The sequence below is a fragment of the Kitasatospora sp. NPDC029367 genome (assembly GCF_055569135.1).
In genome coordinates this window covers 1-21,436 of sequence record NZ_JBVHYH010000090.1, presented here as the reverse complement: position 1 = coordinate 21,436, position 21,436 = coordinate 1, and the positions used below count along the sequence as shown (strand labels likewise).

Here is a 21,436-nt window from a genome sequence, read left to right as displayed (position 1 = left end):
CCCCCACCCCCCCCCCCCTTCCCCCTCCCCCCCCTCCCCCCCCGCCCCCCCCCCCCCCCCCCCCCCCCCCCCCCCCCCCCCCTCGCCGGGTCAGGCCGCGGGGGCCACGGCCTTGGCGCGGAAGGCCGCGAGGGTGGCCGCCGGGACACCACAGGCGGGGAGGAAGGCCTCCGCGCCGCCGTGGCGGGTGCGGACGTGGCCGAGGAAGACGGACATCGCCTCGGCCGGGGCCTCGAGCAGCGGGGCGGGGATGGTGAGGGTGCGGCCCTCGGAGTCGGTGACCCGGGTGCCGGTGCCCCGGTCGTTGAGGGCGGTGCGGTGGCGCTCGGCGAGGTTGGCGAAGATCTGCGGGAGGGCCTCGGCGGTGCGGGCGTAGTCCTCGACGATCCGCTCGGCGGGCACGCCGAGGAGGTCGAGCAGCAGGGCGGTGAGCAGCCCGGTGCGGTCCTTGCCGGCGGCGCAGTGCAGCAGGACGGCGCCGGGGCGGGTGGCGGCCTCGACAGCGGCGGCGACGGCCTCGGGGGCGGATTCGGCGAGCAGCAGGTAGAACTCGCCGAGGTCGGCGGCGGTGGTCATGGTCGCCATGTGGGCGGTGAGGGCGTCGGTGGCCGGGTTCACCGGGGCGGCGACCACGGCTATCCCGGCGGCCTCGGCGGCGGCCCAGTCGTCGGGCTGGGTCTCGCGGGGGTCGCGCAGGTCGACGACGGTGCGGATGTCGCAGGCGCGCAGCTGGGCGACGACGGCCTCGTCGGCGGCCGGGAACGGCTGGGCGGAGCGGTACAGCACGCCGGGGCGGATCCGCAGGCCCTCCGGGTCGCTGAGGACGGCGGAGTCGCGGAAGTTGACCAGGGACATGCGAGGACCTTTCGGTGAAGCCGCACACGGGGGGAACCGGACGTCCAGTAGGACATCTAGACGTCTAGATGTCCAATTCCCCCGGCGGGTACGGGGCACCCCTCCATCCCACCGCCGTCGGCCCGCCACGGCGACCCGGGGCGGGGCCCTCGGCTTCGTAGGATCGCTCCGTGGCGACGAACCCCCCGAGCACTCCCGCGAACCCTCCCCCCGACACTACGAACACTCCTCCCGACGGCCCGAACACCCCGGTCTACCGAAGGCTGGCCCGCCGGCTCCAGGAGCGGATCGACGCGGGCGGCTACCCCGCGGGCGCCCGGCTGCCGAGCGAGCCGGAGCTGAGCGCCGAGTTCGGCGTGAACCGGCTGACCGTACGGCAGGCCGTCGCGGAGCTGGAGCGGGCCGCGGCGGTGGAGATCCGCCGGGGCGTGGGCACCTTCGTCCGCCCGCCCGCCGTCCGGGTCTCCATCGCGGTGGACCCGCGCAGCCAGCGCTTCGACCTGGGCAGCGTGCACGAGGCCGTGCCGGAGGGGGACCGCGGCGACGGCGAGTTCGTGGTGGCCGCCCCGCCGGTGACCGGCTCGGCCGAGGACGAGGAGGCGGCCCGCCAGCTGGGCCGGGCGCCGGGCGAGCTGCACCGGCTGGACTCGGTGATCCGGCTCGGCGGCCGGGCCCGGGCGGCGTGCAGCTACTGGGTGCCGTTCGGTCCGCTGCCCGCCGAGCTGGTGCGGCCCGGCCACGCCGGGAACCTGGTGCTGGACCTGGCCCGGGCGGCCGGGGTGGAGCTGGAGTACGACTGGCGGGCCTTCGGCGCGATCGGCGCGGACCTCGCGGACGCCGAGCTGCTGGGTGTCCCGGCGGGCACCCCGCTGCTGGTCCGCGAGGGGGTCAGCTGCACCCCGGACGGCACCCCGGCGCTGTACGTCCGGCGCCGGATCGACGGCAGCAGCGCGCGCTTCGTGCTGCACTTCCGCGAGCGGTAGGGCATGCCCCGCGAAATCGGCCCCGGCCCCGGCGGGCACGGCTCCCGGGCGTACGGATCCTGATAGCGTTCAGCGCCGAAATCGCAGGCCGCACGGGGGTTGGCAGTAAGGGTGAACGAGACGGACGAGTGCGACATACCGAACGAGCTGGCCGAGGCGTACCTCGCCCTGCTCGCCGACACCTCCCGCACCGGGCGCCTGCTGCGCCGGGACGAGCTGGAGGCGCTGCGCCGGCTCGGCGAGCAGTGCGCCGAGGCCGGTTACGGGCTGCGCGAGGTGGTCTCGCACTGCCTGGCGGCGGCCCGGCGGGCCTGGCAGACCCTGCCGGGGACGACAACCGCGAGCAGTGTCGGCGAGCTGCGCCGGATCGGTGACGCGGTGCTGGCCGCCACCGACGCCGCGCTGGCCGCCCTGGGCGAGGGCCACGAGCGCGCCCAGCGGCTGGCGGTCCGTCAGGAGGAGGCGGCCCGGCGGGAGTTCATCGACGACCTGCTGCACGGGCGGAGCGACCTGGGGCTGCTCGCCGAGCGCGCGGAGCGGTTCGGGCTGCGACTGGCGGGCGCGTACACGGTGGCGGTCGCGGTGGGCGACGAGCGGTACGCGGACGTGCACCCGATGCTGCACCGGGTGGAGCGGGAGCTGACCGGGCGGTTCGGCGAGCGGGACGTCCTGCTCGCCAGCAAGGACGGCCGGCTGGTGTGCATCGCCCCGGACTCCGAGCGGGCCGTGCTGGAGGCCTTCGCCGAGCTGACGCTGCACCCCGGGCCCGGCTACCGGCCGGTGCTGCGGGTGGCGACCGGCCGCCGGCACTCGGGGGCGAGCGGGGTGCTGCGCAGTTACGACGAGGCCCTGGACGCACTGGACTACGCGCAGCGACTGGGCCTGCCGGCCTGCCAGTTGAGGGCCGAGGAGCTGCTGGTGTTCCCGGTGCTGATGCGCGACCGGGCGGCGATGGCCGACCTGGTGCGCAGCGTGCTCGGCCCGCTGACCGAGGCGCGCGGCGGGGCCCGTCCGCTGCTGGACACCATCGCGGTGCAGGCGGAGGCGGCGTACGTGAACGCGGAGGCGGCGCGCCGGCTGGGGCTGAGCGTGCGCACCCTCGGCTACCGCCTGGAGCGGATCAAGGCGCTCACCGGCTACGACCCCTCGGACGCCCTGCAGCGCTTCACCCTGGAGACGGCGGCGATGGGGGCGCGGTTGCTGAACTGGCCCGAACAACCGCTGTAGGACGCCCCCGCGGAGGGCCTGTTCCCGGCCTTCCACCGCCCGCCTCCGGGCTCGCCGAAACCCCGGGTGACCTGGTCAGGGCCGTTCTGTTGCCCGACCGTCACAGTGTCACGGGCGGCGCGCGTACCAGGGTGTCAAAAGGCCGTAAAGATTGCCGGATCCTGGCAATGTGCGGACGCCCCGCCCGCTGCCATGATCTCTGCGGCGCCGATGCTCGGTGCCGGGGGAAAGGCGGGGGGCATGGCCGGGACGGGGGACTTCTTCGCGGCCGCGCTGGCCTTTCCCACGGCGCTGTTCAGCTTCGCGCTGGTGGTGGTCGTCGGGTACTGGCTGCTGATGCTGATCGGCGGCCTGGGGTTCGACGCCGTGCACGGGGGGCACGGCGTCGGGCACCACCTGGGTGCCGGGCACGCCGGGCACGCCGGACACGGGGGCCCGGTGGGTCACGTCGGACACGGTGCCGGGGGGCACGGTGTCGGGGGACACGTGGCCCACGGGGCGTCCGGCGGGCACGGTACCGGCGGGCACGGTACCGGCGGGGGGACCGCCGACGGGGGGCAGGGGGCGGGCCACCACGGGGGCGTGCTGGACGCGCTGGGGCTGGGCGGGGTGCCCGCGACGGTGGCGGTGTCGCTGCTGGTCGCGCTCGCCTGGTTCGTCAGCCTGGCCGGCACCGTCCTCACCTCGGGGGCACCGGCGCGCGGCGGCGTGTTCGTCGTCGCGCTGGTCGCCTCCTGGGCGGGCACCCGGGTGCTCGTCCGGCCGCTGCGGCGGCTGTTCCCCGAGGACCGGCCGGTCACCCGGGGCGACTTCGTCGGCCGGGTCTGCGTGATCCGCACCGGCCGGGTGACGGCCGACTTCGGGCAGGCCGAGGTGACCGCCGAGGACGGCTCCACCGCCACCGTGCAGGTCCGCACCCCGCAGGCGGACCCGGAGCTCACCGCCGGGCGCACCGCGCTGATCTACGACTACGACGCGGACGGCGAGCACTTCCTGGTCGCGCCGTTCGACCCGTCCCCGCCGGGCCTCTGACACGCCGTCAGTCTCGTTTCCTCGCCAACCACTTCGCACCACCATCCCGTCAAAGGACTCCGTGATGGACACCATCGCCGTGGGTTTCGGCGTACTCATCGCCGTCGTGCTGCTCATCCTGCTCGCCGCGCTGCTCTTCGTGGGGCGCCTGTTCCAGAAGGTCGAGCAGGGCAAGGCCCTGATCGTCTCCCGCACCAAGAGCGTGGACGTCACCTTCACCGGGGCGATCGTCCTGCCCGTCCTGCACAAGGCCGAGCTGATGGACATCACCGCGAAGACGGTGGAGATCCACCGGGCCGGCCGGGACGGTCTGATCTGCCGGGACAACATCCGGGCGGACATCCGGATCTCCTTCTTCGTCCGGGTGAACAAGACCGTCGAGGACGTCGTCAAGGTGGCGCAGTCGATCGGCACCGCCCGGGCCAGCGACCCGCAGGCGATCCAGGACTTCTTCGCGGCGAAGTTCGCCGAGGCGCTCAAGACCGTCGGCAAGCAGCTGGACTTCACCGACCTGTACACCCACCGGCACGAGTTCCGGGACCAGATCATCGCGGTCATCGGCACCGACCTCAACGGCTACACCCTCGAGGACGCGGCGATCGACCACCTCGAACAGACCCCGATGAGCCAGCTGGACGGCGACAACATCCTGGACGCCCAGGGCATCCGCAAGATCACCGAGCTGACCGCGATCGAGCACGTGCGCACCAACGAGTACCAGCGCAACGAGGAGAAGGAGATCACCCGGCAGAACGTGGACGCCCGGGAGACCGTCCTGGAACTGGAGCGCCGCCAGGCCGACGCCGAGATCCGCCAGCGCCGCGAGATCGAGACCCTGCGGGCCAAGGAGGACGCGGTGATCGCCCGGGTGCAGGAGGAGGAGCGGCTCAACGCCCAGACCGCCTTCCTGCGCACCGAGGAGGTGCTCGGGGTGCAGCGGGAGAACCAGGCCCGCGAGGTCGCGGTGGCGCAGAAGAACCGCGAGCGGGTGATCGCGGTGGAGAACGAGCGGATCGAGAAGGACCGCCTGCTGGAGGTCGTCGGCCGCGAGCGGGAGACCGAACTCGCCGTGATGGCCAAGCAGAAGGAGGTCGAGTCCCGCCGCCGGGAGGTCGCCGACGTGGTCCGCGAGCGGGTCGCGGTCGAGCGCACCGTCGCCGAGCAGGAGGAGGCCGTCAAGACCCTGCGGGCCGTCGAGGAGGCCGAGCGGGTGCGCAAGGCCGTGGTCATCCAGGCCGAGGCGGAGGCCCAGGAGAAGCTGGTCAAGGACATCAAGGCCGCCGAGGCCGCCGAGCAGGCCGCCTCGCACAAGGCCCGTGAGTCGCTGGTGCTGGCCGAGGCCCGGCAGCAGGCCGCCCAGCTGGACGCGGCCGCCAAGGTCAAGCTGGCCGAGGGCGTCCGGGCGGAGGCCGCCGCCGAGGGGCTGGCCCGGGTGCAGGTGCGGGAGCAGGAGGCCGCGGCGGTGGAGAAGGTCGGCCGCGCCGAGGCCGCGGTGCAGACCGAGAAGGCCAAGGCGACCGCGCTGGAGGTCGGCGCCAAGCTCAAGGCGGAGGCCGAGGGCCTGACCGAGAAGGCCGCGGCGATGGCCAAGCTGGACGAGGCCTCGCGCGGGCACGAGGAGTACCGGCTGCGGCTGGCCGCCGAGAAGGACGTCCGTCTGGCCGGGCTGGAGACCCAGCGGCAGATCGCCGAGGCGCAGGCCGCGCTGGTCGCCGCCGGACTGGAGAAGGCCAAGATCGACATCGTCGGCGGGGACTCGGTCTTCTTCGACCGGCTGGTGCAGTCGGTGACGGCCGGCAAGAGCGTGGACGCCTTCGTCGGCCACTCGCAGACCGCCCAGGCGCTGGCCGGTCCCTGGCTGGACGGGCGGGCCGACTTCACCCAGGACCTCACCCGGGTGCTTTCCTCGGTGTCCACCGCGGACGTGCAGAACCTGACGGTGTCCGCGCTGCTGCTCAAGCTGATCGGCGGCGGCGGCGAGCAGGCCGGGCAGCTGCGCCAACTGCTCGACTCGGCGCGGAAGCTGGGCATCGCCGAGACCCCGATCGGGGCGCTCACTGGCGCCGCCGTGAACGGCAGCAAGTAGCCACCCCGCCGAGCAGCTGAGGAACATGACCGTGGAAGCCCTCGACGACGCCCGGCCCGACGCCGGCAGCTACGAGGTCCTGCGTGGCCGGCTCGCCCGGGCCGCCGCCGAACTCGCCGACCGCGCGGAGGCGTTGAACGCCCGCCGGGTCGAGGAGTTCGGCGGCGGGGAACTGCGGCTCACCGGCACCAGGCGGCTCACCACCGCCCGCGCCTGCCTGCCGCAGGACCTCACCGCCGTCGGCGGGCTGCTGCTGCTCGGCACCCGCCCGGCCGAGCCGGCGGACGGCGCCGAGGAGGTCACCGACCTCCTCGGCCTCCACCGGCCCGACGACCTCTCCCCCACCGGCGGCGCCCTGCTGGACGACCCGCGGCTGCGCCAGGACCTCACCGACCTGCGCCGCTACTTCCGCGACGCCCGGCTGGAACGGCTGCGCCCGGTCGGCGGACGGCTGCTCGCCGTCTTCCGCACCGGCCCGGCCGCCGCCGACGTCCGGGTGCTGCGCTGGCGCCTCGACGACGACGGCGCCAGCTACCAGGACGGCCGCGGCGAACGCGACCACACCCCCGCCGACGGCCAGCAGCTCGACTGGACCGAGCTCACCCGCGACGACCAGCTGCCCGCCGCCCCCGGCAGCGCACCGCGCGCCGACCTCGCCGGGGAACTCCACCTCGGCGTGGACGGCGGACGGCTCACCCTCACCACCCCCGACGGCCGCGAACTGCACCGCGAGCCGCTCGCCGAGGCCCTGCAGACCCTCGCCGACGCCCAGGTCGCCCACGCCCGGCTCGCCACCCTGCTGCTGGTGCGGGTGCGCCCGTACCAGGAGGAGACCGTCCGGCACCTGGTGGTCCACCTGCCCACCGGCCGGGTCACCCGGATCGATGCCCTCGGCCAGGCCTGCCTGCGGCTGCCCGCCGACCAGGGCGTGGCCTTCCCCGGCGGCTGCCACCTCGCCGACGGCACCGTGCGCACCTTCGACCAGCCGGTCGACGGCCTCGCGTACGAACGCACCGTCCTCTCCCCCAACGGCGAGGACGTGCTGTACGAGTTCCGCTCCGCCACCGACGGCCGGGCGCTGCTCCAGCCGTACAACTCCGTCCGCCAGGAGGCCGCCGCCCCGCTCGCCTGCCAGGGCTACGCGCTGCTCGACGACGGCACCCTCATCGCGCTGCGCCCGGCCGAGGACGGCCCCACCCGGCTGCACCCCGTCCAGCTCTGGCAGAGCCCCTTCACCAGCGAGCGGCACGCCGCCGAACAGCCGCCCGGCACCGGCCCGCTGGCCCGGATCGGCAACGCCGACCTGGTCCGCGGCCTGGCCGACTGCCTCGCCCTCGCCCGGCTGGCCGCGGCCGGCGCCGACACCCCGGCCGGGCACCAGGCCGTGCTCGCCGCCTGCACCCGCACCGCCGACCGGCACCACTGGCTCGGCCAGAGCGGCCTGGGCGGCCTCGCCGCACCGCTCGCCGAGATCCGCGACACCGCCCGGCAGGTGATCGCCGAGTACGAGGCGGTCGCCCAGCTCACCGCGCACGCCGCCGCCCGCACCGAGGAGACCGCCGAGCACATCGAGGGCCTGCTGCGCACCGCGCGCGGCGAGACGCTCGCCGACGCCGCCGAATGGGTCGACCGGCTGGCCGCGCTGCGCCGCGCCCAGGGCCGGGTGGAGGCCCTGCGGGACCTGCCGCGCGCCCGGCCGGAGCGGATCGACGCACTCGCCGAGCACCTCGCCGACGGGCTGGCCGAGGCCGCCGACCGGGCCGTGGTCCAACTCGCCGAACCCACCGCCTTCGAGCCGCACCGGCGCCGGGCCGGCGAGCTGGCCGAGCGCTGCGCCGCGCTGGCGACCGCCGCCGAGGCCGAGCCGCTGGGCCTCGAACTCACCGCGCAGAGCGAGGCGTTGCAGACCGTCTCGGAGCTGGTCGGCACCCTCGACCTGGCCGACGCCACCACCCGCACCGCCATCCTGGACCGGCTCGCCGACGTGCTCGGGCTGCTCAACCGGGCCCGCAGCACACTGACCGTCCGCCGCCGCGAGCTGCGCACCCGCGAAGCCGCCGCCGAGTTCGCCGCCGAGACGGCGCTGCTCGCCCAGGCCGTCACCGCGGCACTGGCCGCCGCCGACACCCCCGAGGCCTGCGACGACCGGCTCGGCCGGCTGCTGCTGCGGATCGAGCAGCTGGAGACCCGCTTCGCCGACGCCGACCCGGCGCTCGGCGAACAGCTCGCCGAACGCCGCACCGAGGTCCACGACGCCCTCACCGCCCGCCGCCAGCACCTGCTGGAGGAACGCGCCGGGCGGGCCGACCGGCTGGCCGCCTCCGCCGAGCGGATCCTCGACACCCTGCACCGGCGGCTGGCCGCCCTGTCCACCGCCGCCGAGATCGACGCCGCCCTGGCCGCCGACCCGACGGCCGTCAAACTCCGCGACCTCGCGGGGCAGTTGACCGCCCTCGGCGACCGGGTCCGGGCCGAGGAGCTGACCGGACGGCTGCGCGCCGCGCGCGGCCGCGCCCACCGGGCGCTGCGCGACCGGGCCGAGCTCGCCGGGGACGGCCCCGGCACCCTGCGACTGGGCCGCCACCTGTTCACGGTCACCACCCAGCGCCCCGAACTCACCCTGCTGCCCTGGCGGGGCCGCCCGGCCTTCACCCTCACCGGCACCGACTACCGCGCCCCGGTCACCGACCCGGCCTTCGCCGCCACCGAGCGGTACTGGGACCGGCCGCTGCCCTCCGAGACGCCCGCGCTCTACCGCGCCGAGTACCTGGCCGCGAGCCTGCTGCTGGCCGCCGAGCCCGGGGAGCCCGAGGGCGACCTGCTGGAGTACGTCCGGCGGGCCGCCGAACGGCGACCGGACGAGGGCTACCAGCGCGGGGTGCACGACCACGACGCCGCGCTGGTGCTCCGCGCCCTGCTCGAACTCCGCGCCGAGGCAGGCCTGTTGCGGCACCCGGCGGCGGCCCGGGCGGCCGCCCAGCTGTACTGGGCGCACGGCACGGACGAACGGCAGCGGCTGGTCTGGCACACCCGGGCCCGCTCGCTGGGCCTCGCCCGGCAGGCGTACGGGGGCGCGGTGCCGGCGCTGGCCGCGCTGGCGGCCGAACTGTCGGCCGCCGTGGCGGAGTTCGTCCCGACCGGGTCCGCCCAGGGCGCGGCCGGTGGGGAACGCCTGGGCGCCGGGGACTACCGGGGCACCGGGGACTACCTGGTGGCCGAACTCGCCGCCGCCGCACCGTCCTCCGCAACGTCCTCCGCCGCCGCACCGACCTTCGCCCAGTCGGCCGGGGCCCGCGCGCTGCTGGAGAAGTTCCACGCCGCCCCCGAGTCCGCCGGGCTGACCGAGGCCCTGACCGCCCTGCCCGAGGACCCGTCCCTGCTGCCCGTACGACTCCAACTGGCCACCGCCTGGCTGGAGTCGGCCGCCGCCGACGCCGATCGTGGCGACCTCGCCGAGGCCGCCGCCGTGCTGCTCTGCCCGGCCCTGCCGCGCCGCCCCGCCGAGGGCGCCGTCGGCACCCGGCTGTCCGGACTGCTCGGCGACCACCCCCGCCTGCGCGGCGGCGCACTGGACCTCCGCCTGGACGAACTGCTCGCCCGGGTCCGCGAGTTCGAGGCGGTCGACGCCCCCGGACACCGCGCCTACCAGCGGCTGCGCGGTGAGCTGCTGGCCGCCGAACACGCCCGGCTGCGGCTCGACCAGTACCGGCCCGCACCGCTCAACGGCTTCGTCCGCAACCGGCTGATCGACCAGGTGTACCTGCCGCTGATCGGCGACAACCTGGCCAAGCAGCTCGGCACCGCCGGCCCCGGCGGGCCGGTGGACCGCAGCGGCCTGCTGCTGCTGGTCTCCCCGCCCGGCTACGGCAAGACCACCCTGGTCGAGTACCTCGCCGAGCGGCTCGGCCTGCTGCTGGTCTCGGTCAGCGGCCCGGCCCTCGGCCACAGGGTCACCTCGCTGGACCCGGCCGAGGCCCCCGACGCCGCCGCCCGGCGCGAGCTGGAGAAGCTCAACTTCGCACTGCACGCGGGCGACAACGTGCTGCTCCACCTGGACGACGTGCAGCACACCTCGCCCGAGTTCCTGCAGCGCTTCATCCCGCTGTGCGACGCCCAGCGCCGGATCGACGGCGTCGCGGACGGGGAGGCCCGGGAGTGGGACCTGCGCGACAAGCGCTTCGCCGTGGTGATGGCCGCCAACCCGTACACCGAGTCCGGCCGGCTCTTCCGGCTCCCCGACATGCTCGCCAACCGGGCCGACGTCTGGAACCTCGGTGACGCCGTGGCCGGCCGGGAGGACCTCTTCGCGCTCAGCTTCGTCGAGAACTCCCTGCCCGCCAGCCCCCACCTGGCCCCGCTCGCCACCGCCGAACGGGCCGACCTGGACACCCTGCTCGCCCGCGCCGGCGGCACCCCGGGCGGCACCCTGACCGGCGCCTGGCCGGCCGCCGAGGTCGAGCGGATGACCGCCGTGCTGGCCGGGCTGCTCCACCTGCGCGGCACCGTCCTGGCCGTCAACCGCGCCTACCTCGACTCCGCCGCCCAGGACGACCGCGCCCGCACCGAGCCGCCGTTCCTGCTCCAGGGCTCCTACCGCAACATGGCCAAGCTCGCCCAGCGCCTCGACCCGGCCCTCACCCGGCCCGAACTCGACGCCCTGCTCACCGACCACTACCGCGCCGAGGCCCAGCCGCTGGGCGCCGACGCCGAGGCCCAGCTGCTGAAACTCGCCGAGCTGCGCGGCACCCTGACCGCGGAGCAGGCGGAGCGCTGGGAGCGGTTGAAGCGCCGGTGGTGCGAGGGGGTGTAGCCGAGGGGGCGAGGGGGGTGTAGCCGAGGGGGGTGTAGCTGGCTACACCCCCGGAAGTGAACCCATGGTCATTGAGCCGCCCCCACCCCAGGCGGTGGGATGGGGATCATGAACGCCACCGACCTCGCCGTCGAACTCCGCTCCGTCCGCCGGACCTACCGGCGCGGGCCCGAACCCGTCGTCGGGCTCGACGACGTGACCGTCGGGTTCCCCTACGGCACCTTCACCGCCGTCATGGGGCCGTCCGGGTCCGGCAAGTCGACGCTGCTGCGTGCCGCCGCCGGGCTGGAGGCCGTCGACCGGGGCGAGGTACGGGTGGCCGGTGCCGTCCTCGGCGGGCTGCGGGACAAGGAGCTGACGATCCTGCGCCGGGAGCGGATCGGCTTCGTCTTCCAGTCCTTCAACCTGCTGCCCGCGCTGACCGCGGCGCAGAACGTGGCGCTCCCGGCCAAGCTGTCCGGCCGCCGGCCCGCCGCGGCCGAGGTGGCCGCCGCGCTGGCCGCCGTCGGCCTCGCCGACCGGGCCGCGCACCGGCCGGGCGAGCTGTCCGGCGGCCAGCAGCAGCGGGTCGCCATCGCCCGGGCGCTGATCACCCGCCCGGCGGTGCTGCTCGCCGACGAGCCGACCGGCGCCCTGGACACCCGCAGCGGCCGCGAGGTGCTCACCCTGCTGCGCGGGATGGCCGACGACCCCGGCCGCGCGGTGGTGATGGTCACCCACGACCCGGTCGCCGCCTCGTACGCGGACCGGGTGCTCTTCCTCCGGGACGGCCGGCTGGCCGGCTCGCTGGAGCGGCCCACGGCCGAGCAGGTCGCCGCCCGAATGACCGCGCTGGAGGCCGACGCGTCGGGTGGCCACGCCGTCGAGAAGGCCGACGCGCCGGAGCGCCACGCCATCGAGGAGGCCCTCGCGTCCGGTAGCCGCGCCGTCGAGGAAGCCCTCGCATGCTGACCCTCGCCCTCGCCTCCGTCCGGCTCCGCTGGGCCTCCTTCGTCGGCAGCTTCGTCGCGCTGGCCTGCGGCGTCGCCCTGCTGGCCACCTCGATCCTGGTCATCTCGGCCACCGTGGGCGTCCCGGACCAGGGGCGTCAGCGCTTCGCCGAGGCCCCGGTGCTGGTGGTCGCCGACCAGGACGTGGACTTCACGCCCGCGGGCGGCGGCGACGTCCAGCCGACCCAGGTCCCCGCCCAGCCGGGCCTGCCCGCCGGGCTGCTCGCCGCCGTGGCCGCGACCGGCCGCACGGTCGAGGACCACACCTTCTACGCCCAGCTCGCGGACGGCCCGCGCGGCCAGGTCGGCCGCGCCTGGTCGAGCGCCGCCCTGGGCGGCTACCGGCTCACCGCCGGCGCCGCGCCCGCCGGCGACGACCAGGTCGTGATCGGCGGCGGCCGCCCGGAGCAGATCGGCCGGTCGGTCCGGTTCGTCACCGCCGACGGCCCGCACACCGCGACGGTCTCCGGCGTCACCGAGGCCGAGACCTTCGAGCACGCCGTCTTCTTTACCGACACCCGAGCCGCGCAATTCAGCCCCGCCGTGGGCGTGTTGGCCGCCTTCGGCCCCGCCGACGCCGTACGCCGGGCCGTGGCGGCCAACGGCGGGGCCGGCGTCGCCCGGGTGCTGACCGGCGCCGAGCGCAGCCAGGCCGACCCGCACCACGCCGAGGTCGCCGCCCGGCTGGACGCCGTACAGACCCCGCTCGGCCTGTCCGCCGTGGTCTCCGGCGGCACCGCGGTGTTCGTGGTGGGCGGCACCTTCGCTCTGTCGATCGCCCAGCGCCGCCGCGAACTCGCGCTGCTGCGGCTGATCGGCGCCACCCGTCGCCAACTGCGCGCCCTGGTCAACCGGGAGGCGCTGGTGGTCGGCGTGCTGGCCTCCGCCGCCGGATGCGCGCTGGGCGCGGCCGGGGCGGCGCCGGCCGGCCGCTGGCTGGTCGACCACGACCTGGTGCCGGACGGGTTCACCGTCCCGGTCACCTGGTGGGGGCTGCTGGTCGCGGGCGCGATCGGGCTGCTGACCGCGATCACCGGCGTGCTGTTCTCCTCGGTGAAGGCCGGCCTGATCAGCCCCGGCGAGGCGCTCGCGGAGGCGGACGCCGAGCGGACCTCGCGCGCCGTCCTGGCGTTCCGCTGGGCGAGCGGCCTGCTGGTGCTCGGCGGCGGGATCGCCGCCCTCGCGCTGACCGCCCGCAGCTGGCCGGACGCGGCGGCGAGCGTCGCCGACTCGCTCGCCCTGCTGCTGCCGATCGTGGCCGGCTGCGTGCTGCTGGCGGCCGTGCTGGCCGGGCCGGCGATCCGGCTGCTGACGGCGCTGCCCGCACTGGTGGCCCGGCTGCGCGGCCGGTCCGCCGAGGACGGCGGCGGCATCGTCTGGGCGACCGCCCGGCAGAGCTCGCTGACCGCCTTCCGGCGCACCGCCGCGACCACCACCCCGGTGGTGCTGATCGTCGCCTTCGCCGGGTGCCTGGTCGGCAGCATCGACACCATCAACCGCGCCCAGGTCACCGAGACCCGCACCCAGCTGTCCGCCGCCGACCTGGTGGTCGTGCCGGCCGGCACCCCCGGACTGAGCCGGACCGTGGCGGACCGGGTCCGGGCCGTCCCCGGGGTGCAGGCGGCGGTGATCACCCCGACCTCCGTACTGGCTCCGATCGACGGCGGCCAGGCCCTGGTGTCCTTCCGGGCCGCGACGGCGGACCCGGCCGCACTGGCCGCCGTCGACCGGCTCCCGGTCGTCGACGGCTCGCTCGCCGACCTCGGCCCGGGCTCGGTCGTGCTCAGCCGCACCTGGCCGGGCTCGCCCGCGGTCGGCGGGCGGATCGCCGTCCGGCTGGCCGACGGCACCCCGCGGGAGCTGCGGGTCGCCGCCCTGCTGGGCACCGGCGCCGAGGCCGTCCAGGCCTGGGTGACCGGCCCCGACGCCGTCACCGGCGGGGTCGGCGGACCGGCCCTGGCCGAGCGGATCGACCTGCGGCTGCTGCCCGGCACCGACCGGGCGCAGGCCACCGCCGCCCTGCGGACGGCCGTGGACGGGCTGGGCGCCCGGCTCGAAACGCCGGAGCAGGTCTGGTCGGCCGCCACCGACAGCACCGCGCGGGACTCCTGGAACGCCCTGCTGATGATCCTCGGCCTGGCGATCGGCTACGCGGTGATCACCCTGGCCAACTCGCTGGTGATGACCACCGGCGACCGGCGGCGGGAGCTGTCCCTGCTGCGGCTGGCCGGCGCCACCCGGGGCCAGGTGCTGCGCACGGTGGCGGTCGAGACCCTGCTCTGCGTGGCGGCCGGCGCCCTGCTGGGCGGGCTCGGCACGGCGATCAGCGTCGGCGGCTCCTGGACGGCGCTGACCGCGCTGGTCGGCCCGACGCCGATGCTGGTGCCGTGGACGGTGATGGGCGTGCTGGCGGCCTGCTGCGCCGCTGTCGCACTCCCGGCGGCGGTCCTCCCGGCGGCCCTCGCCCTGCGCGGCCGCGACGGCAGCGGCATCCTGCGCGGCGCGGCGGGCGCGGCCTGAGGCCTCGCGGGCCCGTGCGGGGCCGGGCCGTCCCTGGTCAGTTGATCACCCGGTCCGACGACCGTACGAACCCTCCCGGCGGCGCAACCGCCCGTGGCGCCGCCGGGAGGGGCGGCGGGCCCGCGGCTAGCGTGACGGCATGGTCGCCCAGGAGCTCGATCTCAGCGCGCTGCGCCGGGTGTACGGACGCACCGGGAGCCGGTGGTTCTACACCCGGGTGGCGCGCAACGCCCGGCACTGGGGGTGGACGGAGCCCGGCCAGTCCAAGTGGCGGCTGTGGCGGGCCCAGCGTCAACTCGAGGACGTGCTCGGACGGAAGCTGGCGCTGCCCGCCGGATCACGGGTGCTGGACGCGGGCTGCGGGGCCGGGGTGGTGGCCCGGGCGATGGCGACCCGCTTCGGGCTGCTGGTCACCGGGGTCGACGTGCTGGACTTCCACCTCGCCGAGGCCCACCGCCTGAGCGCCCGTGCCGCCCTGGCCGACCGGACCGACTTCCGCTGGGGCGACTACCACGAACTCCCCTTCCCTGACGGCCACTTCGACGGCGCCTACTCGATGGAGACGCTCGTCCACTCCTACCACCCGGCCCGCGCGCTGGCCGAGTTCCACCGGGTGCTGCGCCCGGGCGGGCGGCTGGTGCTGCTCGGCCCGATGAGCACCGGCCCGGTGGACCAACTCCCCGAACCGGCAAGGGCCGTGCTCGAACCGTACCTGGACGCGATGGCGATGACCGGGGCCCGGCTCTACCACGCGGGCAACCTGCCGCAGCTGCTCGCCGGGGCCGGCTTCGAGGTCGAGGAGTCCCTGGACGCGACGCGGTACTACCTGCCGACCACCGAGGCGGTGCACGCGTACTTCCGGCTGCCATGGGAGCTGCTGCGCCGCCTCGGCGATCCGGCGCGCTGGCTCAACCTCCGTTCCACCGTGGAGATGTACGCGGTGCGCGAGCACATCGCCTGGTACGTTCACACCGCCGTCAAGCCACCGAGGTGACCGCCATGGCCGAGCACTCCGCCCCACTGCCGTACCCGAGTGGATGGTTCTGCGTGGGCCGCTCCCGCGACCTGCCGCCCGGCCGGGTGCGCACGGCCCGGCTGATGGGCGAGGACGTGGTGCTGTACCGGACGGCCCGGGGCGCGGTGCGCGCGATCGGACCGCACTGTCCGCACCTGGGCGCGCACTTCGGCGCGGGCGGGCGGGTGCGGGGCGAGGAGCTGGTCTGTCCGTTCCACGGCTTCGCCTTCGCCCCGGACGGCTCCTGCACGGGCTCCCCGGACGGCACCCGGTTCCGCGGCGAGCTGGCGCGGCGCCGGCTGGTCGAGCGGGACGGCGCGCTGTTCGTCTGGCGCGGCGAGTCGGGCAGTGAGTCGCAGAGCGGGCCGGAGGGCAGGCCGGAGAGCGTCGCACCCACCTGGGAGCTGCCGCCCGCGGTCGGGGTGCGGCCGCTGGCCTGGTGGAGCGGGGAGGTGCTCTCCCATCCGCAGGAGGTGATGGAGAACGCCGTGGACTTCCGGCACGTCTCGGTGCTGCACGGCCTGGACACCCGCGAGACCGCGCCACCGGAGCCGGCCGGCCCGCTGTTCACCGTCCACCAGCGCACCACCACCCGGTTCCCGGGCCTGGGCGCGGTGAGCCTGGACCAGCCGGTGACGCTGGCGGGGCTGGGCATGATGCGGCTGACGGCCGAACTGCCGGAGCTGGGCAGCTCGTTGCTGGTGTGGGTGCTGCCGACGCCGCTCGCGCCCTGGCGCACCCTGGTGCGCTTCGCGGTGACCGCCACCGTACCGGTGCCGGGGGTCGGGGCGGCGCGGGCCGTGGACCGGGCGGCGTCCTGGCTGGCCCTGCAGGCCTCGGTGCGGATCATCAAGCAGGACCGGCCGGTGCTGGCCCACAAGCGGTACCTGGCGCAGCCGAGGCTGGTGCCCGGGGAGCGCTCGATCGGGTTGTTCCGGCGCTGGGCACGGCAGTTCTACCCGGAGGGCTCCGACGGCGGCGGCAGGACGGCGGAACCGGCCAGCGACTCCCAGAGCGGATCGGGCAGCCCGGGCACCGCCCGCCCCTCGGACTGCCACAACCGGGCCAGCTCGGCGTAGATGGGCACCTCCGGATCGGGTTCCGGAGGGTGCCCCGCACCGTGCAGGATCGTTTCTTCGGCCGACCAGGGCCAACCGGTCGATGTCACCTCAGAACTACTCACATCCACCCAACGCGCCCCATGCGCACCGGGTCACGCTCGCGTCAACCGGGTAGCCCGCACATCCACCCCGCACACCCCACCGCACATCCCCCCGCGCATCCACCCCACACGTCCACCCCGCGCGGGCCGCCTCCGGTGAACGGCCCCGCCGAGAAGCCCTACCGCCGCCGCCCCGCCGCCAGCAGCTCCGCCACCGTCGCCAGCTTCACCCGCGGCCGCCCCTGCGCCGCACCGCGCTCGCGCTCCGCCCGGTCCACCGCGCGCAGCTCCTTCAACCCGACGGCGTCCGGCCGGCGCTGCCGCACCAGGCGTTCGAACTCCGCCCGCCCCGCCGGGGGTTCCGGCAGCACCCGGGCCACCGCGTCGTCCAGCAGCGCGTCCACCGTCTCCCGCGCGCAGGCCCGGTTGGCCCCGATCCCGCCGGACGGCCCGCGCTTGGCCCAGCCGACCACGTACGCGCCCGGCAGCGCCCGCCCGGTGGCCGGGTCGACGACCCGTCCGCCCCGCCGGGCGACCGTCCCGGTCCGCTCGTCGAAGGGCAGCCCCGGCAGCGGCACGCCGCGGTGCCCGATGGAGCGCACCACCAGCCCGGCCCGCAGGGCCTCGCGCTCCCCCGTCGTCCCGTCGGGCTCGCCGTCCTCGGTCAGCCGTGTCCGCTCGACCGTCAGCCCGCCGACCCGGCCGTCCGCCCCGGTCAGCTCCACCGGGGTCGACAGGAAGCGCAGCACGATCCGCCGGCCCGGCCCCGGCTCGGCGCCCTCGTCGGTGCGCACCAGCGGCAGGCCGGCCAGCAGCGCGGCCCGCGAGTCCGGCGCGGCCGCCTCGATCGCCGCCCGCACCTGCGGGTGGTCCTCGACCACCAGCTCGACCCCGGGCAGCCTGCGCAGCGCTAGGAACTCCGGTGCGGTCCAGGCCGCCTGCCCGGGCCCGCGCCGGGCCAGCAGCACGACCTCCCGGACCCGGCTGCGGCGCAGCGCGGCCAGGGCGTGGTCGGCGATGTCGGTGACGGCGAGCCGCTCGGGGTCGGTGAGCAGGATGCGGGCGATGTCCACCGCGACGTTGCCGTTGCCGACCACCACGACCCGCTCGGCGGACAGCTCGACCGCGTCGGCGGGCACCGTCGGGTCGGCGTTGTACCAGCCGACGAAGGAGGTCGCGGGCAGGCTGCCGGGCAGGTCCTCGCCGGGCACGCCGAGCCGCCGGTCGGCGGCCGCGCCGACCGCGTACACCACCGCGTGGTGGTGCGCGGCCAGTTCCTCGTGGGTGACGTCGGTGCCGACCTCCAGGTTGAGGTGCATCCGCAGCCGCGGGTCGTGGGAGACGCTCGCGAAGCTCTCCGCGATCCGCTTGGTGGACTGGTGGTCGGGGGCGACGCCGTGCCGCAGCAGGCCGCCGGTGACCGGCAGCCGGTCGATCATGGTGAGTTCGGCGCTGGTGCAGCGCAGCAGTTCCTGGGCGGTGTACCCGGCGGAGGGCCCGGTGCCGACCACGGCGATCCGCAGGGTGCCGAGCTCGCCCGGCAGGCTGCGCGGGAAGCTGGGCGCGCCCCAGGCGTGGTCGTTGGGGTGGTCGCGGTACCAGTCGCGGTTGAGGTCGCCGAAGAGGACGTCCGGCCCGCGCAGCCGGTCGACCGGGTACACCGCGTCGACCGGGCAGGCGTCCGCGCAGGCGCCGCAGTCGATGCACGCCTGCGGGTCGATGTACAGCATGTCGGTGGTGCCGAACTCCGGCTCCTCCGGGGTCGGGTGGATGCAGTTGACCGGGCAGACGGACACGCACGAGGCGTCGTTGCAGCAGGTCCGGGTGATCGCGTAGGCCATGGCCGGGGTGGGTCCTCGCTGTGGGTGACGGATCGTCAGAGCATGTGCACGCGGCGGTAGATCGCCGCCGACCGGCTGGTGAGCAGCCCGGCCTCGGCGAGGAACGCCATCAGGTGCCGGGAGCTGTTGCGCATCATCGCCTTGCGGTGCTCGTTGCCCTTCACCTCGTCGAGGGCCCGGGCCACGTCCAGCCCGACGGCCTTGTAGACGCCCGGGTGGACCATGCTGCTGACGATGACGTACGCGCCGATGGCGATGCCGGTGGCCGAGGTGCGGCGCCGGGCCGGGCCCGCGTGGCGGACCCGTTCGCGGATCTCCTGCCGGGCGAACTTCATGTGCCGGGACTCCTCGACCACGTGGATCCGGGAGGTGCCGCGGACGATCTCCAGGACGTTCTCGCCGCGCATCCAGTCGCGCTGCATGACGTCCAGCACCTCCTCGGCCACCAGGATGCCGCCGTAGGCGAGTTCGCCCTTGGCGAGCGCCTTGAAGGCGCGCCCGGCCTGGGCGATCACCTTGTTGGGCCGGTAGGCGGGGACGCCCATCTTCTGGCAGGCGCGGGCGAACATGATGGAGTGGCGACACTCGTCGGCGATCTCGGTGAGCGCGAACTGGAACTCGGCGTTGGCGGGGTTCTTGAGGTACTGGTCGCGCAGCACCATCTGCTGGAGGATCATCTCGAACCAGATGCCGGTGTTCATGATCGAGCAGACCTCGTGCCGGGTGAGCACGACCCGCTGCCGCTCGGTCATCTCGTCCCACAGCCGGGTGCCGTAGAGGGTGCTCCACTCGGGGTTGAGACCGTAGTGCTCCTCGGGGAGGGGCGCCTCCCAGTCGATCTCGGTCATCGGGTCGTAGGAGAGGGTGGCGGCCGACTCCAGCAGCCGCTTCGAGACGTCGTCGTCGGCCGCCGTGTGGCCGTGTTCCGCTGCCCCGTGGCCGTTCCGGTCCGCCGCCGTCTGCCGGGTGAGAGCCATGGCTGCCTCCTGGTGCCTGCCCCTGCGGGTTCCCGCCCACCCGCCTTATTAGACGGACAGTACAATAAGAGCCGGTCCCCGAGAACCCCCTGCGCAGCACCGAACCGGCGCACAGCGGGCGGCGCGCGGCGGACGGCGCGCGCCCCGGGGGCGGGTGGATCACACGGACGTTCGTTCCATACGGACGTCCAAGACGCACATCTGAGACATGGGTCCGACATGGGCGTCTCATACGGACGTACGTCTCACCAAGCCCAGGACGGAGGCGCACCCCCGTGGACGTCTGAGACGGACGTACGTCCCGTCCGCGCGCCGCACGGACGTACGTTCAAGCCCGGCGCCGGTCCTGGGCGTCGAAGAGGACCAGGGCGTGGGCGGCGGGCCGGAGGGCGTCGCGCAGTGCGGACGCGGTGGTCCGCTCCAGGCCGCCGAGGGCTTCGGCGAGTTCGTCGGTGACGTCCTGGGCGATCTCGGCCGCGACCGTGTCCGGGGCCGTGCGCGGGCCGAGCTTGCTGACGGCGGCGGCCGCGCGGGTGGGGGTGAGCAGGGCGGAGGCCTGGACCAGCAGCCAGGCGGGGACGCCGGCGGCACCCTCGGGCGGGGGAAGGTAGGGGCGGGCGCCGTCGTAGCGCCCGTCCTCGGCGAAGGCCTTCTGCTTGACCTTGAGCACCGGCCGGGCCGCCGCCCCCGACTCGCGCCATTCGCCGGCGGGCTTGAGGACGTAGCCCTCGGCAAGGTTGTCGGCGAGCTCGGGCAGTCCGAACAGGGCCGGCACCCGGCTGGGGAAGGCGGCGGGCAGGTCCTGGAGGGTGTTCAGCGGGCCACGGGCGAGCAGCGGCGCACAGCTGAGCCCGGCCGCTTCGGCGGCGGAGCGGAGTTCCCGGTCGGCGAGCCAGCAGCGGCCGTCGGCGGTCTCCACCGTGGCGTCGAAGGGCAGCCAGCGCAGCCCGGGGTCGTACCAGACGCCCGTCTGCACGGGGTCGACGCCGGGGGCGGCGGGCACCCCGGGGTGGGGGTAGCGGCCGCCGGCCAGTTCCCCGTACACGGTGACGACGGCGTCGCGGCCCCGGCCGGCCCGTACCGCCGCCGCGAACCGGCCCGCCGCGACGCGCAGTCGGGGCCAGATCCGGCTGACGCCGAAGAAGGCATCGAGGTCCTCGTCCCCGAGCAGGTCGCGCCGCTTGGCGGCCCGTACGGTGTCGCCCTGGCAGACCACGGCGAAGTGCGCGCCGTGGACCTTCTCCGCCGCCGTCCACTCCCGGCTGCCGGGCGCGTCGGGGCGCCCCCTCGCGGGGATCTTCGGATAGGGCGTCAGTTCGGACCAGGAGTCGGACACGAACAGGATCCTCGCCGCAAAGCCCCACCCCCGCAACGGAGATACCCGAGCGGATCGCTTCCACCGCCGTGGGCGCGGCGGCCTCCCACCACAGCGGCAGGCACCGGGCTCACACCGGGCGCCCACCGGGCTCGCGACGGGCGCACAGGGGCAGAATCGTTACTCTTCGTATTGACCCACGCGCCCTCCGTGAGAGGATCACGCCGACGGCACCCCCGAACCCGAGGAGTAGGCATGGCCGACCGCCAGTACGGCACCGTGAAGTGGTTCAACGACGAGAAGGGCTTCGGGTTCATCAGCCCGGAGTCCGGCCCCGACCTGTTCGTACATTTCCGGGCGATCGAGTCGACCGGCTTCAAGTCCCTGGTGGAGGGCCAGAAGGTCTCCTTCGAGGCCGTCCAGGGCCAGAAGGGCATGCAGGCCGACAAGGTCCGCGTCGAGGAGTAGTGGCCCGAGGGATCCGTTCGCGGGGGGGGGGGGGGGGGGGGGGGGGGGGGGGGGGGGTGGGGGGGGGGGGGGGGGTGGGGGGGGGGGGGCGGGGGGCGGTCTAGCACCGGGTGGAGAGCCTCGCTGACCTCGCTGTCCGGGGCGATGGCGATCAAC

General features: G+C 75.6%; 14 protein-coding genes. 10 read left to right on the top strand and 4 right to left on the bottom strand.

Annotation, left to right across the window (positions count from 1 at the left end; all coding sequences use genetic code 11):
- Positions 1-90 precede the first annotated feature (90 nt).
- Positions 91-855 (bottom strand): tyrosine-protein phosphatase, encoded by a 765-nt coding sequence (locus ACZ4W5_RS33480; RefSeq protein WP_465658803.1) that lies wholly within the window; start codon positions 853-855, stop codon positions 91-93.
- 170 nt (positions 856-1,025) lie between these two features.
- Between ACZ4W5_RS33480 and ACZ4W5_RS33475 the strand changes: the two genes are divergently transcribed.
- From ACZ4W5_RS33475 to ACZ4W5_RS33435, 9 genes are all read left to right on the top strand, one after another.
- The gene (locus tag ACZ4W5_RS33475; RefSeq protein WP_465658801.1) at positions 1,026-1,838 is read left to right on the top strand and encodes a GntR family transcriptional regulator; all 813 of its coding nucleotides are present in this window, start codon (positions 1,026-1,028) and stop codon (positions 1,836-1,838) included.
- A 111-nt stretch (positions 1,839-1,949) separates the two neighbouring features.
- The gene (locus ACZ4W5_RS33470) at positions 1,950-3,065 is read left to right on the top strand and encodes a PucR family transcriptional regulator (RefSeq protein ID WP_402484425.1); all 1,116 of its coding nucleotides are present in this window, start codon (positions 1,950-1,952) and stop codon (positions 3,063-3,065) included.
- A gap of 240 nt (positions 3,066-3,305) precedes the next feature.
- Positions 3,306-4,097 (top strand): hypothetical protein, encoded by a 792-nt coding sequence (locus tag ACZ4W5_RS33465; RefSeq protein ID WP_465658799.1) that lies wholly within the window; start codon positions 3,306-3,308, stop codon positions 4,095-4,097.
- Positions 4,098-4,161: 64 nt separating this feature from the next.
- Positions 4,162-6,183 (top strand): flotillin family protein, encoded by a 2,022-nt coding sequence (locus tag ACZ4W5_RS33460; protein ID WP_360243374.1) that lies wholly within the window; start codon positions 4,162-4,164, stop codon positions 6,181-6,183.
- Between the two features lie 25 nt (positions 6,184-6,208).
- Positions 6,209-10,993, top strand: a complete 4,785-nt coding sequence (locus tag ACZ4W5_RS33455; protein ID WP_465658797.1) for a DNA repair ATPase — start codon at positions 6,209-6,211, stop codon at positions 10,991-10,993.
- Positions 10,994-11,101: 108 nt separating this feature from the next.
- The gene (locus ACZ4W5_RS33450) at positions 11,102-11,944 is read left to right on the top strand and encodes an ABC transporter ATP-binding protein (RefSeq protein ID WP_360243380.1); all 843 of its coding nucleotides are present in this window, start codon (positions 11,102-11,104) and stop codon (positions 11,942-11,944) included.
- On the top strand, positions 11,938-14,502 hold the full coding sequence (locus ACZ4W5_RS33445) for an FtsX-like permease family protein (protein WP_465658795.1): 2,565 nt from the start codon (positions 11,938-11,940) through the stop codon (positions 14,500-14,502). Before ACZ4W5_RS33450 ends, ACZ4W5_RS33445 begins: the two co-directional genes overlap by 7 nt.
- A gap of 139 nt (positions 14,503-14,641) precedes the next feature.
- On the top strand, positions 14,642-15,496 hold the full coding sequence (locus ACZ4W5_RS33440; protein ID WP_402484416.1) for a methyltransferase domain-containing protein: 855 nt from the start codon (positions 14,642-14,644) through the stop codon (positions 15,494-15,496).
- Between the two features lie 5 nt (positions 15,497-15,501).
- Positions 15,502-16,596 carry an aromatic ring-hydroxylating oxygenase subunit alpha gene (locus ACZ4W5_RS33435; protein ID WP_465658793.1) on the top strand — a complete coding sequence of 365 codons (1,095 nt, stop codon included), beginning with the start codon at positions 15,502-15,504 and terminating at the stop codon, positions 16,594-16,596.
- 262 nt (positions 16,597-16,858) lie between these two features.
- On the opposite strand, the gene ACZ4W5_RS33430 is transcribed toward ACZ4W5_RS33435, so the two are convergent.
- The 3 genes from ACZ4W5_RS33430 to ACZ4W5_RS33420 form a co-directional block, all read right to left on the bottom strand.
- On the bottom strand, positions 16,859-18,520 hold the full coding sequence (locus ACZ4W5_RS33430) for an FAD-dependent oxidoreductase (RefSeq protein WP_465658791.1): 1,662 nt from the start codon (positions 18,518-18,520) through the stop codon (positions 16,859-16,861).
- A 35-nt stretch (positions 18,521-18,555) separates the two neighbouring features.
- Positions 18,556-19,497: an AurF N-oxygenase family protein gene (locus ACZ4W5_RS33425; RefSeq protein WP_465658789.1), complete on the bottom strand. Its 942-nt coding sequence runs from the start codon at positions 19,495-19,497 to the stop codon at positions 18,556-18,558.
- A 328-nt stretch (positions 19,498-19,825) separates the two neighbouring features.
- A complete protein-coding gene (locus ACZ4W5_RS33420; RefSeq protein WP_465658787.1) occupies positions 19,826-20,833 on the bottom strand; it encodes an RNA ligase family protein in 1,008 nt (335 codons plus the stop codon).
- A gap of 234 nt (positions 20,834-21,067) precedes the next feature.
- On the opposite strand from ACZ4W5_RS33420, the gene ACZ4W5_RS33415 reads away from it, so the two are divergent.
- Complete coding sequence (locus tag ACZ4W5_RS33415) at positions 21,068-21,280, top strand: cold-shock protein (protein ID WP_360243402.1); 213 nt, start codon at positions 21,068-21,070, stop codon at positions 21,278-21,280.
- Positions 21,281-21,436 lie beyond the last annotated feature (156 nt).

Excerpts from the sequence above, each read along its gene's own strand:
- ACZ4W5_RS33480 (WP_465658803.1), bottom strand. The coding sequence starts at position 855 with ATGTCCCTGGTCAACTTCCGCGACTCCGCCGTCCTCAGCGACCCGGAG.
- ACZ4W5_RS33465 (WP_465658799.1), top strand. The coding sequence starts at position 3,306 with ATGGCCGGGACGGGGGACTTCTTCGCGGCCGCGCTGGCCTTTCCCACG.
- ACZ4W5_RS33460 (WP_360243374.1), top strand. The coding sequence starts at position 4,162 with ATGGACACCATCGCCGTGGGTTTCGGCGTACTCATCGCCGTCGTGCTG.
- ACZ4W5_RS33455 (WP_465658797.1), top strand. The coding sequence starts at position 6,209 with ATGACCGTGGAAGCCCTCGACGACGCCCGGCCCGACGCCGGCAGCTAC.
- ACZ4W5_RS33450 (WP_360243380.1), top strand. The coding sequence starts at position 11,102 with ATGAACGCCACCGACCTCGCCGTCGAACTCCGCTCCGTCCGCCGGACC.
- ACZ4W5_RS33445 (WP_465658795.1), top strand. The coding sequence starts at position 11,938 with ATGCTGACCCTCGCCCTCGCCTCCGTCCGGCTCCGCTGGGCCTCCTTC.
- ACZ4W5_RS33440 (WP_402484416.1), top strand. The coding sequence starts at position 14,642 with ATGGTCGCCCAGGAGCTCGATCTCAGCGCGCTGCGCCGGGTGTACGGA.
- ACZ4W5_RS33435 (WP_465658793.1), top strand. The coding sequence starts at position 15,502 with ATGGCCGAGCACTCCGCCCCACTGCCGTACCCGAGTGGATGGTTCTGC.
- ACZ4W5_RS33430 (WP_465658791.1), bottom strand. The coding sequence starts at position 18,520 with ATGGCCTACGCGATCACCCGGACCTGCTGCAACGACGCCTCGTGCGTG.
- ACZ4W5_RS33425 (WP_465658789.1), bottom strand. The coding sequence starts at position 19,497 with ATGGCTCTCACCCGGCAGACGGCGGCGGACCGGAACGGCCACGGGGCA.
- ACZ4W5_RS33415 (WP_360243402.1), top strand. The coding sequence starts at position 21,068 with ATGGCCGACCGCCAGTACGGCACCGTGAAGTGGTTCAACGACGAGAAG.